13 protein-coding genes are annotated in these 16,315 nt (G+C 34.9%); 7 read left to right on the forward strand and 6 right to left on the reverse strand.

Annotation, left to right across the window (positions count from 1 at the left end; translation table 11 throughout):
- Positions 1–19 precede the first annotated feature (19 nt).
- From ABXQ82_RS05590 to ABXQ82_RS05605, 4 genes are all read right to left on the reverse strand, one after another.
- Positions 20–2,032, reverse strand: a complete 2,013-nt coding sequence (locus tag ABXQ82_RS05590; protein WP_367056125.1) for a fumarate reductase/succinate dehydrogenase flavoprotein subunit — start codon at positions 2,030–2,032, stop codon at positions 20–22.
- A gap of 12 nt (positions 2,033–2,044) precedes the next feature.
- Entirely contained in the window at positions 2,045–2,722 is a 678-nt protein-coding gene (locus ABXQ82_RS05595) for a succinate dehydrogenase cytochrome b subunit (RefSeq protein WP_367056127.1), read from the reverse strand.
- 340 nt (positions 2,723–3,062) lie between these two features.
- Positions 3,063–4,892 carry a T9SS type A sorting domain-containing protein gene (locus tag ABXQ82_RS05600; RefSeq protein ID WP_367056130.1) on the reverse strand — a complete coding sequence of 610 codons (1,830 nt, stop codon included), beginning with the start codon at positions 4,890–4,892 and terminating at the stop codon, positions 3,063–3,065.
- A gap of 363 nt (positions 4,893–5,255) precedes the next feature.
- Positions 5,256–7,202 (reverse strand): T9SS type A sorting domain-containing protein, encoded by a 1,947-nt coding sequence (locus tag ABXQ82_RS05605; protein WP_367056133.1) that lies wholly within the window; start codon positions 7,200–7,202, stop codon positions 5,256–5,258.
- A 202-nt stretch (positions 7,203–7,404) separates the two neighbouring features.
- Here ABXQ82_RS05605 and ABXQ82_RS05610 point away from each other — a divergent pair, with 202 nt between their 5' ends.
- Complete coding sequence (locus ABXQ82_RS05610; RefSeq protein WP_367056136.1) at positions 7,405–8,697, forward strand: aminopeptidase P family protein; 1,293 nt, start codon at positions 7,405–7,407, stop codon at positions 8,695–8,697.
- A gap of 51 nt (positions 8,698–8,748) precedes the next feature.
- On the opposite strand, the gene ABXQ82_RS05615 is transcribed toward ABXQ82_RS05610, so the two are convergent.
- Positions 8,749–10,071, reverse strand: a complete 1,323-nt coding sequence (locus ABXQ82_RS05615) for an aspartate kinase (protein ID WP_367056139.1) — start codon at positions 10,069–10,071, stop codon at positions 8,749–8,751.
- Positions 10,072–10,177: 106 nt separating this feature from the next.
- Between ABXQ82_RS05615 and ABXQ82_RS05620 the strand changes: the two genes are divergently transcribed.
- The 4 genes from ABXQ82_RS05620 to ABXQ82_RS05635 all read left to right on the forward strand — a co-directional run bounded on the left by ABXQ82_RS05620 (position 10,178) and on the right by ABXQ82_RS05635 (position 12,495).
- Positions 10,178–10,834 carry a hypothetical protein gene (locus ABXQ82_RS05620; protein ID WP_367056142.1) on the forward strand — a complete coding sequence of 219 codons (657 nt, stop codon included), beginning with the start codon at positions 10,178–10,180 and terminating at the stop codon, positions 10,832–10,834.
- Between the two features lie 202 nt (positions 10,835–11,036).
- On the forward strand, positions 11,037–11,822 hold the full coding sequence (locus ABXQ82_RS05625; protein ID WP_367056145.1) for an alpha/beta hydrolase: 786 nt from the start codon (positions 11,037–11,039) through the stop codon (positions 11,820–11,822).
- Between the two features lie 79 nt (positions 11,823–11,901).
- A complete protein-coding gene (locus tag ABXQ82_RS05630; RefSeq protein WP_367056148.1) occupies positions 11,902–12,168 on the forward strand; it encodes a hypothetical protein in 267 nt (88 codons plus the stop codon).
- 75 nt (positions 12,169–12,243) lie between these two features.
- Entirely contained in the window at positions 12,244–12,495 is a 252-nt protein-coding gene (locus tag ABXQ82_RS05635) for a hypothetical protein (RefSeq protein ID WP_367056151.1), read from the forward strand.
- Here ABXQ82_RS05635 and thiL read toward each other — a convergent pair.
- Positions 12,492–13,538: a thiamine-phosphate kinase gene (gene thiL / locus ABXQ82_RS05640; RefSeq protein WP_367056154.1), complete on the reverse strand. Its 1,047-nt coding sequence runs from the start codon at positions 13,536–13,538 to the stop codon at positions 12,492–12,494. The two genes, ABXQ82_RS05635 and thiL, sit on opposite strands and share 4 nt — an antisense overlap.
- 150 nt (positions 13,539–13,688) lie before the next feature.
- Between thiL and ABXQ82_RS05645 the strand changes: the two genes are divergently transcribed.
- Positions 13,689–14,945, forward strand: a complete 1,257-nt coding sequence (locus ABXQ82_RS05645) for a choice-of-anchor B family protein (protein ID WP_367056157.1) — start codon at positions 13,689–13,691, stop codon at positions 14,943–14,945.
- 17 nt (positions 14,946–14,962) lie between these two features.
- Positions 14,963–16,309 (forward strand): hypothetical protein, encoded by a 1,347-nt coding sequence (locus ABXQ82_RS05650; RefSeq protein WP_367056160.1) that lies wholly within the window; start codon positions 14,963–14,965, stop codon positions 16,307–16,309.
- Positions 16,310–16,315: the final 6 nt, after the last annotated feature.

The following is a 16,315-nucleotide window of genomic DNA, read 5'->3' on the forward strand; positions in this document are numbered from 1 at the left end:
ATTATCTTTTTTCTCTATTCTATTTGTATGAACGTTGTTTTAATTCGATATCCTTAAATTCCAATTCTTCTTTATGGAGCACAGCATCAGCTGGTTCTCCTTTATATTCCCAAGCGGAAACAAAAGCAAAATCTTTATCGTTACGTTTTGCCTCTCCTTTTTGCTCGCCATCCAATTCTACAGATTCTTCACGGAAATGTCCGCCACAAGATTCGTTTCTTACTAACGCATCTTTGGCAAATAACTCTCCTAATTCTAAAAAGTCTGCTACGCGACCAGCTTTTTCTAGTTCGACATTCATTTCATTTGCATTTCCAGGGACTTTTACGTCCTTCCAGAATTCTTCACGAATCGCTTTAATTTCAGCCATAGCTGCTTTTAAATCTTTTTCGTTGCGCGACATTCCTACTTTATCCCACATTACTTTACCTAAACGTTTATGGAAATGATCTACGGATTTTGTTCCTTTATTATTGATAAAGAAGTCGATTCTATCTTTTACTTCTTTTTCAACTTCATCAAACTCTTTGGTATCTGTTGGAATTTTTCCAGTACGGATATCATCTGATAAGTAATCACCGATTGTATATGGCAATACAAAATAACCATCGGCCAACCCTTGCATTAACGCAGAAGCTCCAAGTCTATTTGCGCCATGGTCAGAGAAATTAGCTTCTCCAATACAATATAACCCATCTACGGTTGTCATCAAGTTGTAATCAACCCAAACGCCACCCATTGTATAATGAGTAGCCGGATATATCATCATTGGAGTTTCATACGGATTTTCAGCAATGATTTTTTCATACATCTGAAATAAATTTCCATATTTTTCTTCAATAATGCCTTGACCTAATTTTATAATCTCTTCTTTAGAAGCGTTTTTAATTCCGTGTATTTTTGCCTGTTCTTTTCCATAACGTTCAAAAGCAGCGGCAAAATCTAAATATACAGCTTCACCTGTAGCATTTACACCATAACCAGCATCGCAACGCTCTTTTGCAGCTCTTGAAGCTACATCACGAGGCACTAAGTTACCAAATGCAGGATAACGGCGCTCTAAATAGTAATCTCTATCTTCTTCAGCTATTTGCGTTGGTTTTAATTTACCTTCTTGTATTGCTTTGGCATCTTCTAATTTTGCAGGCACCCATATTCTACCATCATTACGTAATGATTCTGACATCAACGTTAATTTAGATTGGTAATCTCCAGAACGCGGAATACACGTTGGGTGAATTTGCGTAAAACAAGGGTTTGCGAAATACGCTCCTTTTTTATGAATTTTCCAAGCTGCGGTTGCGTTAGAACCCATTGCATTTGTTGACAAGAAATAAACATTTCCGTATCCTCCAGTTGCAATAACAACAGCATGAGCCGAATGACGTTCTATTTCACCTGTTATTAAATCACGTGCAATAATACCTCTTGCTTTACCATCAACTTTTACAACATCTAACATTTCGTGACGATTGAACATTTCTATTTTACCACGCGCTATTTGACGGTTCATTGCGGAATAACATCCTAATAATAACTGCTGTCCTGTTTGTCCTTTAGCGTAGAATGTTCTGGACACTAATACACCACCAAAAGAACGGTTGTCTAATAAACCACCATAATCACGAGCAAAAGGAACACCTTGAGCCACACATTGGTCGATAATATTTCCAGAAACTTCAGCTAAACGATACACATTTGCTTCACGAGAACGATAATCGCCTCCTTTTACAGTATCGTAAAAAAGACGATAAATAGAATCGCCATCTCCCATATAATTTTTTGCCGCATTAATACCTCCTTGAGCTGCAATTGAATGCGCTCTGCGCGGAGAATCTTGGTAAGCAAATGCTTTTACATTATAGCCTAGTTCTGCTAACGTTGCTGCAGCAGAACCTCCAGCTAAACCTGTTCCTACTACAATAATGTCGATATGGCGTTTATTTGCTGGATTTACAAGGTTTATTTTGTCTTTATAAGTTGTCCATTTATCTTTAATTGGACCTTTTGGTACTTTTGAATCTAAAGCCATGTTTATTTAAGATTAATGGTTATGAGTTAAATGGTGAAAAAGTGCTATTATTATAAATCCTAACGGAATTATAATCGAATATGCTAAACCAAAGTTTTTAAGGAATTTCTTTCTACTTGCTGTTATTCCCAACGATTGGAATGCAGATGTAAATCCGTGCAATAAGTGTAATGCCAATAGAACAAAAGCAACTACATAAGCAGCTACTCTTAGCGGGTTATGAAACTTTTCTACCAATTCATGGAAATATCTAAATTCACCGTCGTGTAATCCAGACATGTCTCCAAGAACATATTTAGTGTTCAGTTCTGGAATCCAAAAATCTATAAAGTGCAAAACAATAAATGCTAATATAACGAGTCCGCTATATATCATATTTCTACTCATCCAACTGGAATTTGCAGCGCCATTGTTTTTGGCATAACTTATGCCGTTTGCTTTTTTGTTTTTCAGCTCTAATACAAATCCCATTACAAAATGAAATACAACACCGAAAATTAAAACAGGTTGTAAAGCAAATTGTATTAGAGGATTAGTTCCCATAAAATGGGATAAATCGTTAAATAAAGTTTCACTAAAAAGAGATGTGATATTTACCGCTAAATGAATTATTAGGAAAAACATGAGGAAGAATGCAGAAAGCGCCATAGCTACTTTTCTTCCAATCGAAGATTTAAAAAATCCGCCCATTGTTATGATGTTAGTTTATAAGAATAACAAAGGTAAGTACGGATGTACTCTTAGACAAATAACAAATGTCATGTTTTTACTATTTAGAATGAATTTAAAGAAGTGTCGTAAAGGATAAACCATCCTTTTACTTGATACCACCTCTCATTTAAAATAACCGTAATAAAAAGCCCTTTTCCTTTAAAGTAATTTTAAACAAGAAATGGTGTCAGAGCCATTTTTACCACTATTGGACGCACTACTAAAACTAAAAATTAGTGTATTTGAGGCGTTTTCCTAAAGTATGGGTTTTGTTCAAAAACCACGAATACCTGAAATAAAACAACAAAATAACAAACTACTAATCCTTAATTATTTTTTTAGTGATAAATGTCTTGTCAGAATGAATGTTTACAAGATAAACCCCTTTTGAAAGGCCGTTAAGCCGAACCGTTCTTAACCGGGATGTATTCGAAATATCTTGTTGTGAAATAAGTCTGCCACTAACATCATAAATAACTATTTTTTCTAAATTGACCAAGCCATCGTTACTAATAAATAAATTACCTTTAGTTGGGTTAGGGTAGATTCTGATACCTTTATTCAATATATCTTCTTCAATACCTAAAGCACAACTACCAGAAAAATTAGTCATTAAAGGCTTACCACATACTGGCTTATCGGTGCTATTTTTTTGTATCATGTTTGCGCCTTCAATATTATCAGCACTTAAAGATCTTAATGATTCTCCTTCAGCAATAGCAAAATGCATTATGTTATCTGTATCAATAATATGATCCATTTGCCTGCAATGGCCTAATTCATGAAGCGCGGCACTTTCAAAATCAAACTCGGTACTACTTGGCTTTTGTGAATTAAAGTTCCAATTGGTTTCGTCATCAAACATGATGTCAAATTCAATTACATACCAGTCCAAACTAGGAGCGCTATTTTTTATTACCGTACATGCCGAATAGTATAAAGTTCTTAAACTAAGAACGGTATCGGGCAAATCATCATCCGGATTGGTACTTGTGCTATTATCAAAGGATAATACATTAATATCATCTGAATTTGCTTTATGTTGCGCACCAGGACTTGTTATAATGTTTGATTCATTTAAAATCCAATTAATCTGAGTCTTACAGCTCCAAGTTGTTAATGCTCTTTTAAGGGCTTCTTTTGCTCCCGATTGTTCAGAAAAAACCGATGACATATGCCAAGTATAACCTCCGCTTCCATTATCATCAACCAGTTGGGTTTTATATGCCACATTAACCCCTGGATTCAATTGATCCGAAACGATATTGACTTGGGCATGTTTAATAAACAACGTGCTGCTAGAAGTTAAAAAACTGCCATCATTATGAGTTACTTTTATTCTTCCTGTTCCGGCCTCAGAAGGAATTTCAACCGTAATCCTAGTGTTTGTCCAAGTTAATACTTGACTGTCTAACGCATTTACATATCCCGAACCTCCTTTATCGGCATTGCTAAAACCAACCTTGCCTTTTGTAGTGCCAAAATTAGAGCCAGTAATGGTTAAAACCGATGCTGTGCCAGCAGTTGAAGTTGTAGGAGAAAAATTTGTAATGGTTACTGGAAATAAATTGCTTGTTTTACTTGATATTGAAGTCTTGTTTTGAACGTCAAAATTGGTGAGTTGAATATAATCCGTCTTGGTGTAGCTCATTATTTCATTGTAAAAAGAATTTGTAATTCCTTTTTTAGAAGTAAATCGATTTGCCGCAGTATTACTATCAAGATCATATTTATAAAACCCCTGCAATGATCCATAGGGTTTAAACCTCATTTTATTAGTCTCCATTTTAGATTCTAATTCTACATGGGTATTGTATAAAGTAAATAGGCCTATATCATCTATATTTAGTTTTAAACTTGGATGAACAATTTGAGCATCCATACCTAAAACACCGCCAAGTGTTATAATTTCAATTATTGGTAATGTGTCTCCCTTAAACACCTTATATACTTCTACGGTATTGATAGTATATATTTTTTCGTGGTTTTTGTCCCAAAAAGATTTTTTTGAAAGTACTTTTCCTTCTAATACTAAAGTTGATTTTTCAATTTGTTTGCTTAAGGATACTTTTTTAAGCATTTGCTGTGCAGATATTGATTTAGATAATGCTAAAAAAAATATCAAACTAATTAGTGCATGTTTTTTCATCCCTCAATTTTTATATGGTTTAATTCACCACATTAACGAATTAACGAGGGATTACGGTGATTCACTAAATTTACGGGAAAATTTCACTTTTAGACTGTTGAAATATGTTAAAATCGTCAAGAGGTAAATTACTGAATTACTTTTATTACACCCTGAAAATCATACACTTACAAAAGTCTGTTTTAGTTTAGAACTCGTCCTGACTTTTGTTTTTAATCGAAATTTAGATAAGATTATTTTTGAAAGATATAGCATCGCCACGCATAAGAAAATAGGTGAAATATGGGCGATTTTTAGCCACGTTTTAGAAAATAGGTATTAATAAATGTTCATCAATACCTCCTTTAGAATTTTTTTTTTAAGCTATTCTAGAATAAGCTTTTTAGTGATAAAAGCATCCTCTGAGTGAATGTTAACAAAATAAAGACCTTTGGAAATCCCTTCTATTCCAATAGTATGTGTTCTTGATGTATTTGAAAAATTGTGGCTAGATATTAGCCTGCCGCTGATATCATAGATAATCGCCTTTTCAATAGCAATAGAGGATTCATTTTTAATTTGAAATTTACTTCTCGCCGGATTGGGATACATACTAACGCCTTTGTTTAAAGTTTCTTCTTCCGAACTTAAAGGACAAGGTCTATCTGCCATCAAAGGCTGACCACAAGTCGCAGAAGCCTTACTTCTGGTTTGAATTCCATTTCCACAAGTGCTGTTATTTGCGGTTAAAACACGTTGTGCTTCTCCATTTGAAGTTGCATAATGCATTACATCCTCAACATTATTTATAATTCTATTAGTACCTGGATCTATTGCATTATTATTCAGGTCAATAACGTGCCCTAATAAATGCCCATGCCCCAATTCATGAAGCGCAATAGTTTCTAAATCATATTCACTTGTTGAAGGTATCCCTGTTCCAGTGTACCAAGAATAATCATCATTAAAAACGATATCCAATTCTGCCACATACCAAAAAAGTTCACCTCCTACAAAACATCCTTTTGAATAATACGTGCATTCACCTAAAGTATCTGAATCTAACTCATCATCACCATTATCTGGAATAGCATCATCATTATCAAATCTAATAATGTTGACCGGCGGATCTGGGGTACCTGGAGATGGTACTGATCTGTTCTCAAAATCGGCTACATCAACCATCGACGGTGTATCACTAATTGCCCAATAAATCCCGGTTTCACAAACCCATTGATTGAAGGCACGCTCAAATGCAGCTTTAGCACCAGAAACATCTGTGCCATCAAAAAAATCTTGATACATTTCCCATTCATAACCTTTGTTGACACCCATATCTACATTACTGCTAATGTGTTGTATTTGATAAGCTCTTATAGGTTCTGGACCATTAACGCCACCTGACCCTGAAGCATCATCAATATCAAATTCAGCATTAATCTCTGCATATGAAACTGTTAGCGTTGAAGATTCTGGAGATTGCCCTCCAACACTATCTTCAATATAAATTGGGCCTGTCCCTGCCCGTGATGGCACTTCAACTACAATCTCGGTAGAAGACCAACTTTTAACTTGAGAATCCAATGCGCTAATAAATGTACTTCCTCCGTCATTTGCATCACTAAACCAAACCTTCCCTTGTGTGCCTCCAAAATCCGTACCTGTTATTGTTAATTCAAATTTTGTTCCTGCAGTAACCACATTATCACTCAAAGTAATGGGGCCTGGAACTAAAAGACCCTTACTTGAAACTCCCTTTGCTATTTTATTTTCAACATCAAAACCTTTAACTACTTGGTAATTTCTTTTGGTATATTTCACAATTTCATTGTAGAAATTATTGGAAATACCACTTCTTTTATTAAATGAATTTGCAGCTAAGTTTTTCCTTAAATTATATTTATAATAGCCTTGAGAAGTACCAATGGTTTTAAACTGCATTGTACTTGTTTTACCAACTTCGGGCAATACTGCGGTACTGCCAGATAGCATAAAAACACCCACATCATCTTTTCTAAGTTCTAAATTTGGATGTTTCATTATAGCCTCTAGGCCTACAATACCTCCAGAGGTAATCACGTCTATAGTAGCTCTAGGTTGGCCTTTAAAAACTTTATACACTTCTATAGTATTGATGGTATAGATCATTTTTTTATTAGTGTCCCAAGTAGATTTTTTTGAGACAACTTTCCCCTCTATAATTAGGCTAGACTTTTCAATTTGCTTTTTAAGAGGCACTTCATTCAATAACATTTGGCCTTGAAGTTTCATATTGGCAATAAGGCATATAAGTGCCACAAACAGTAAACTTACGCGAGTAGAATTTCTCATTTTGGATGGTTTTATATTAATAAAATAGCGAGGGGTAAATCAAATATAAGAATTTAAAATCTTCTTTTTTATTTATACTTTTACATCTGTCGTAAATTCAACTTCAACATAACATGAAACTTCCAGGGTCATTTCCCAGTACTTAAGAACATGATTACAGAGAAGTTACATGAGGCCGCTAAAGAACACTAAAAATAGACACATGAAATATCATCCCTTAAATAATCAGCTTTTTATTGCTAATAGGAGAAAGTTTGCTTCTAAAATGAAACCGAAGAGTTTGGCTGTTTTTAATTCAAACGACATCTACCCAATAAGTGCAGATAGCACCATGCCTTTTGAACAGCATCGGGATATATTTTATTTAAGTGGCGTAGATCAAGAAGAAAGTATTTTAGTTCTATTTCCAGACTGCCCAAAAGAAAAACATCGAGAAATACTCTTTCTAAAAGAAACCAATGAGCATATAGCGGTTTGGGAAGGCGAAAAACTAACCAAGGAAAAAGCCCTTGAAACCAGCGGTATAAAAACCGTGTATTGGTTGCAAGATTTGGATAAAGTTTTGTTTGAAATAATGACGCAATGCGACACCATATACATTAATACCAACGAGCATTATCGTGCAAATGTTGAAACTGAAACCCGTGAAGATAGATTTACAAAATGGCTGAAAGACAAATATCCTGCTCATGCGGTTGCAAAAAGCAACCCTATTTTACAACGCCTTCGTTCTGTAAAGGAAGAAATTGAGATTAATTTAATTCAACAAGCTTGCAACATTACTGAAAAAGGATTTAAACGTGTTTTAAATTTTGTAAAACCCGGTGTGATGGAATATGAAATTGAAGCTGAATATATTCATGAATTCATTAGAAACCGCTCTAAAGGATTTGCATATACCCCAATAATAGCATCAGGAAATAACGCAAATGTGTTGCACTATATAGAAAACAATCAAGCATGTAAATCGGGCGATTTAATATTGATGGATGTTGGTGCGGAATATGCGAATTATTCAAGTGATATGACGAGAACCATTCCTGTTTCCGGGCGTTTTTCTAAAAGACAGCAAGAGGTGTATAATGCTGTTTTAAAAGTGAAAAATGAAGCTACCAAACTATTAACTCCCGGAACGCTTTGGGCAGATTATCATATTGAAGTTGGCAAAATTATGACCTCAGAATTGATACATCTTGGATTACTAGATAAAGCTGACGTAAAAAACGAAAACCCCGATTGGCCAGCGTACAAGAAATATTTTATGCACGGCACAAGTCATCATATGGGATTAGACACACATGATTACGGAATTTTAACCGAACCCATACAGGCGAATATGGTATTTACCGTAGAACCCGGAATTTACATCCCTGGTGAAGGCTTTGGAATTCGTATTGAAGATGATGTAGTTATCCAGAAAACAGGCAAGCCCATCAACTTGATGAAAAATATTCCAATTGAAGTAGAGGAAATCGAAACGCTTATGAATGCATAAAAAAAGGGACGTTAAAAACATCCCTTTAACCAAAACACTAAAAAATGTAATCTATAGAGTGACTAATTCAAATAAATAATTATTTAGCTTTTGTAGCGTATTAATCTTGTCTTTAGAATCGACCAATATAGAAATATTATTCTTACTTCCACCATAAGATATCATTCTTATTTTTACGTCCTTTAAAATTTTAAATAGTTTGTACGACTTTTCGTGATTCACGATTGAATGACCCACCAAACACACAATACTTTGATTCTTATCTACTTCTATTTTAGCAAACGCCTCTAATTCGTGAACTATTTTTTCCAAATTTCTATCATCATCAATAGTTAAGGACACCGCAACTTCAGAAGTGGTTATCATATCTATTGAAGTTTCATAAGTCTCAAAAATTTCAAATACTTTTTTCAAGAAACCATGCGCTTGTAACATTCTACCAGATTTAATTTTGATAGCGGTAATATTATCTTTCGCTGCGATGGCTTTAATGCCATTTTCAACATGATTACTGGTAATTGATGTGCCTTTAGCAGCTGGATCCATCGTGTTTTTAAGTCGTACCGGAATCCCATCCTCACGAACAGGCAATACCGTTTGTGGATGTAATATCTTTGCTCCAAAGTAAGCCAACTCCGCGGCTTCATCAAACGATAAATCCGAAATTGGTTTTGTGCCCTCAACAAACCTAGGGTCATTATTATGCATCCCATCAATGTCTGTCCAAATTTGTACTTCTTCAGCCTTAATGGCAGCACCAATTATTGTAGCCGTATAATCGCTTCCTCCACGTTGTAAATTAGAAACTTCGCCATTAGTGTTTAAACAGATAAAACCCTGTGTAATATATATGTCGGCTTCTGGAACGTTTTGCAAAACATTTGATAATTTCTCTTTTATGTATTCAAAATCTGGTTCCTTTATGGCATCAATTTTCATGAAATCCAATGCTGGCAATAATGACGACTTAATGCCTTCTTGCTGTAAAAAGCAGTTGAACATAAACGTGGACATCAGTTCTCCTTGAGCTAAAATCTCGTTTTCAAGTATTGCAGAAAAAGGCTTATAAACACATTCAATCAAAAAGTTAAATCGTGCTGAGATATAGTTTTTAGTTGAAACATTTAATTCACTATCAATTAGTAACTCATCAATAACATTAATATATTTCTCATGAAGTGCACTAATATCTTCCAATGCTTTATCAATCGCATTAGCTTTGATATCATTAGCAATTCCGACCAAAATATTGGTGGTCCCAGACATTGCAGAAAGTACTACAATTTTCTTTTTTCCATCGTTAATGATGTTCTTTACGTTGGTCATGTTCTCAACAGAACCTACAGAAGTGCCTCCAAACTTTAATACTTTCATCAGCTTATTTTTCAGAATTTGAGGAGCAAAAGTAGAACACAAAACCAAATTGGAAGCATTTTTAAAAAAAATGATTTATTTTTACACAAACTGTTAAATAATTAACATGAAGACGGTATCTAATTGCGTGGAAGACATTTTAATAACGCAACCTTATTTAGAAGAAGCGCTTTCTAGAAACATTATTAACTTTAGCGCATTGGCTCTAGAACTGACTGAACCTATCAGTAAAATGCTTAAAAAAGACGTGAAACCTGGAGCGATTATGATGGCTTTAAGACGCTACAATCCGCCTCCAACATTGGGCAATACCATAAAAATGCGACGCGTTATCCAAAACCTTGGAGATATTACTGTGCGTTCTAACCTTACAGACTTTACCGTAAAAAATTCACAAACACTTATTGATAATCATGCAAAAATATTAGAGCGTATTAACAAGGAAGATAAATTATTTTATGCGTTTACACGCGGCATCCATGAAAGTAATCTCGTAGTTTCTAGTAGTTTGAATGATTTTGTAAACAATCATTTGCAACACGAATTTTTTATCGCTGTACAAGAAAATCTCTCTGCTATTAGTATCAATTTACCTCAAGACAACTCTAAAATAGCAGGTTTATATTACCATTTTTTTAAGCGTTTAGCCTGGGAAGGCGTGGTACTGTATGAAGTACTTTCTACAACAAATGAATTTACAATTCTTGTTGAAGATGAATTTGTAGATAAAGCGTTTTCGGCTATTAAGAAAGTGAAGTCTTAGTTTTATTCCTACTGCGATTTTTTATCTTTGCATAAGATAATTGAAGATTTTTTTAAATCTAGTATTTTAAAAGTTATAGAATTAGTCATTTTAAAGAGTTGCTATTAATAGTTAAAAAGGGTAAAAATTCTTCAATTTAGATCCCCGTTTTCACGGGAATGACAATTTCAAAGGAATTCCGAGACCATGTCTCGAAAAACTTATGCAATCAAAAATGGTTCTAGAACATAAAGGCATTCCAGTTTTTTATACCGATACCGGTAAAGGTAAAGCAATCGTACTATTACACGGATTCCTGGAGAACAGTTCTATTTGGAAAAACATAACACCAAGACTATCAGAAAAAAATCGGGTGGTTACTATAGATTTGTTAGGCCATGGGGAAACGGGTTGTTTGGGCTATGTGCATACCATGGAACTCATGGCAGAAGCCGTTAAAGCGGTATTGAAACATTTAAAAATTAGGCGTTCAACCTTTGTTGGACACTCCATGGGAGGTTATGTGGCACTTGCACTAGCTGAAAAAGAACCTGATGCCATAAGAGGGTTGTGTCTGGCAAATTCTACAGCAAAAGCCGATAGCGAAGAACGTAAAATTAATAGAGATCGTGCCATTGCAACTATTAAAGAAAACCACAAAACATTCATTAGAATGGCGATTGCTAATCTTTTTAGACCTAAAAATCGTATAACCTTCTCAAAAGAGATTGAAGCACTAAAAAACGAAGCCTTAAAAATGCCCTTGCAAGGTATTATTGCTGCTTTAGAAGGAATGAAGATAAGAGAAGACCGAGAAATCCTATGGCATTTTAGCCCCTATAAAAAAATGATGATTATAGGAAAAAGGGACCCTGTTTTAAATTATGACGAATTAATTGCTCAAACTAAAAACTCCGGAGTGGAGGTTGTTGAATTTCCAGACGGACATATGAGCTTTATTGAAAATGAAGAAGAATTTCTACAAAAAATTATGCATTTCATCGAATAATTTTACCATATATCGAAAATATTGAATTTATTTTCTATATTTACACCCCCTTAGTATTTAATACCGAAAAACTTAACCTATGCAAAACGACATTACTAAGCCTACATTAATCCCAAAAGTCTATTGTAGCCTTTTTGGACACAGCTATCACGTTACAAAAAAAGTAACATACCATGTAAAAGAATACACCTGTTCTCATTGTAAAAAGCAATTAACTACAAATGGAAATGGTAATTTGGTAGAATTAACACCAAAGTTCAAAGAGATAAATGCCATCTTGGAACGCATTCACCAGTCAAGAACACAACGTTTAAAGAAAAAAACGTTCGCTTCATCGATTTGTTAACCGTTTATCAACATTTCTTATTGGTTTTTAATACTTTAGGGCCTCTCTCCTAGAAACAATTAATATGCACACAAAATGAGAAATATTCATTGCACAGTTTTTGGACACGATTATAAAGTGTCTCGAAACGTAACTTACCACGTTAAAGAATATACCTGTAGTACTTGCAAAAAAGAATTAACTACAAACAGCAAGGGTAATTTAACAGAATTGACACCTAAATTCAAAGAAATCAATGATGTATTAGAACGTATTCACGTGAAAAGAAGGTTACGTTTACAAAACTACAACAAACAAGACACTGAAAATTTATTGGCTGCTGGTTAATCATTAAAATTTTTCCATCCTTGTGCCTTAAGCTCAATTCTGGATTCTGCTCTAGTTACCAAATGTGTTCCTGCCGATGCTTCTTTCATATGTCCAATTATGGACAAACTTGGGTTCGCTTTTATTTTTGGAAAATCTTCTTGTTGTATCGTAAACAATAACTCATAATCCTCGCCTCCATTTATAGCAATAGTGGTACTGTCCACATTAAATTCCTCGCAAGTTGAAATAACCTGAGGGTCAAGCGGAATTTTGTTTTCATATACATCGCAGCCAACATTACTATTTTTACACAAATGGAGTATTTCAGATGATAAGCCATCACTAACATCAATCATTGACGTAGGTTTCACATCCAACTCTTTCAATAATTCTAAGATATCTTTTCGAGCTTCTGGTTTTAATTGTCGCTCTATGATATACGTATATGCGTCCAAATCGGGCTGATTATTCGGATTAACCTTAAACACTTCTTTCTCGCGTTCTAAAACCTGAAGTCCCATATAAGCGCCTCCCAAATCTCCTGAAACAACCAATAAATCATTCGGTTTTGCGCCACTTCGGTACACTACATTATCATCTTCAACTTCACCAATAGCAGTAACCGAAATTAATAATCCGGTGTTAGATGAGGTAGTATCCCCTCCAACAACATCAACTTTATAAATAGACGCAGCCGTTTCAATTCCTGCATAAAGTTCTTCTAAAGCTTCCAAAGGAAATCTATTAGAAACCGCAATAGATATAGTAACTTGAGTAGCTTTAGCATTCATAGCGTAAACATCAGATAAGTTTACAATTATGGCTTTATAGCCCAAATGCTTTAAAGGCATATAACTCAAATCAAAATGCACGCCTTCAACCAGTAAATCTGTTGTAACAACAATCTTTTTGTTGTCAAAATCCAAAACCGCAGCATCATCCCCAATTCCTTTTATGGTAGATTTCTGGGTTATCTTAAAGTTTTTTGTTAAATGGTCTATCAATCCAAACTCGCCTAAATCGCTCAAACTTGTACGCTGTTCATTTTTATCTTCTATCATATCGCAAAAATAAGAAGGCTATTTTATTAAAGACCCAAAATCCCATATTTAATTTTAATACCCTAAATTTGTGAGACATAATTGGATGTTGCAATATACATTGTGAAAAATGCGTTTTAATTATGCTTTTGAAAAGAAAAATTGCTGCTTATGATTTTATCTGAAAAACTAATAAGAATCCTATTTGTCATTTGTATTGCTGCTGTTTCAACACATTCATGTAGTCATAAATCTACGAATGAACGGATGGATTCCGAAAAAACAAACTTTATCCCTAGTGCGAAATGTGAAAATGGTTTTGCCGATATTTATCCGTGTAACGACTATGATTTAATGCTTCAAATACCACTACAAACTTTTGGAGCTGATGCTGTAAATGACTCTTGGGGCTGGACAGATACTACGACAGGCAAAGAATACGCATTGGTAGCAACCAATACAAATACTGTTTTTGTTGATATTTCCGATACGCAAAACCCAATTTATTTAGGGCATCTCCCAACGGCTACAATTGACAGTCCGTGGCGCGATGTAAAAGTTTACAAAAACCATGCGTTTATAGTGGCCGATAATGTTAAAGGCGAAGACAGTCACGGCATGCAGGTTTTTGATTTAACACGATTGAGAGACGTCATTAAGCCCCCGGAAACATTCACGGCAGATACACGTTTAGTTGAAGTAGGCAGGGCGCACAACATAGTAATTAATGAAGAAAGTGGTTATGCTTATGCGGTGGGCGGAAACATAAATAATCTCTATAAAGGAGGCCCAATATTTATTAACATACAAAATCCGAAATCTCCAATAATAGAAGGAGGATTCGGAGAAGGTGGCTATTCGCACGATGCGCAAGTTGTAACTTATAATGGTCCGGATACTGATTATTCCGGCAAAGAAATCCTTATTGGAAGTAATGGGAGTGAAGTTGTTATTGTTGACGTTACCGATAAATCCAATCCCATAAAAATTTCAACGATATCTTATTCAAATGTAAGATATGCACATCAGGGGTGGTTTACGGAAGACATGAAATACTTTATTCTTGGCGATGAACTAGACGAACAGCGCGTGGGAAATAACACAAGAATCATAACTTTTGATTTCACAGATTTGGATGATCCCAAAAATCATTTTGAATATTTAGCAGATAATCCATCTATTGACCATAATGGCTACGTTAAAGGCAACTCCTATTTCCAAGCGAGTTATAGAGCTGGCTTGAGAGTTATTGATATCAATAATATTTCCAATAAATCTTATACTGAAATTGGTTTTTTTGACACCTATCCTGAAGATGATGCCACCGCTTTTGATGGCGCATGGAATGTTTATCCTTATTTTGAAAGTGGCAACATTATCATAAGCGACATCAACAGAGGGCTTTTTGTTGTTCGGAAAAGCGAGTAAACTTCGCCTTTATTCCTATGAAAAATAATGTTTTATATAGCATCTGTTTTGTTTTCATTACGATTTTTAGTTTTCAGAATTGTTCTAAAAATGAGGATGACAACGCACCTAAACCTGTTGAGAAATCGCTAGATTTTGTAATAACATTTGGTGGCAGTTTAAATGAAAGTGCGCAGTCTATCACTAAAACTTCCGATGGTGGTTATGTAATTTTAGGACATACACAAAGTATGGACGCCGATGTTGAAAACAAAACAAATACATCTTTCGATTATTGGCTTTTAAAATTCAGCAGTACAAACGAATTACAATGGCAAAAAACCTATGGAGGAAGTGATGATGATAGAGGAAGTGACATCATTCAAACCTCAGATGGTGGTTATGCCATTATCGGCTATAGCAAAAGCAACAACGGAGACACCACCGAAAATTTTGGGTTTAACGATTTTTGGGTCGTTAAATTAGACAGTTCCGGTACTATTTCTTGGGAAAAATCTTTAGGTTTTTCAGGTGCAGATAATGGGAATGCTCTAATTCAAACAAAAGACGGTGGCTATTTAGTAACCGGTGTTTTAGATGTGTCAGCCTCAAACGGACAAGGCAACAGCAAAATTAAATTAACAAAAAGACATGCAGGTGGCGATTATTGGGCAATAAAACTAAATGCTAATGGCGAAAAACAATGGAGCAAGTTCTATGGAGGCACTTTTACAGACACACCTTATGACGCTATTGAAACAGCAGATAATGACTTTTTAATTGTTGGCTCTTCCGATAGTGCAGATGTGGATATCAATAACAACAAAGGCACCTATGATTTTTGGGTGATTAAAATATCCGAAACTGGAACTTTACTCTGGGAGAAATCTTTTGGAGGTTCTGGAATTGATGAAGCCTGGGGCATTGTCGCCTCAGACGATGGCAATTATGTAATAGTTGGAGATACGAGAAGCAACGATAAAGATGTTTCTAAAAACAATGGAGCAGCCGATGTTTTCCTCATAAAAATTTCTACTAACGGAAACCTTATTTGGCAGAAAACATTTGGCGGAAGCAGTTTTGATACGGCGCGTTCTATTTCAAAAACTAACAGCGGAGGTTATTTAATTTCGGGTAGTTCAAGAAGTTCAAATATTGATGTTTCAGAAAATAAAGGTCAGAATGATGCTTGGGTATTAAAACTGGATGCTAATGCTAATTTGGAATGGCAAAAAACAGTAGGGGGCAGCAATATAGACATAGCTTTTGATGCTGTTGAACTTAATGATGGCTCTGTAATTGCTGTGGGCGAAACAAGTAGCTCGGATCTAGACATAAAAGAAAATAAAGGATTTAGTGATGTACTAATATTCAAAATAAAATAATTGAAA

Origin of the sequence: Algibacter sp. 2305UL17-15 (assembly GCF_040720935.1) — a bacterium.
Classification (GTDB): domain Bacteria; phylum Bacteroidota; class Bacteroidia; order Flavobacteriales; family Flavobacteriaceae; genus Jejuia.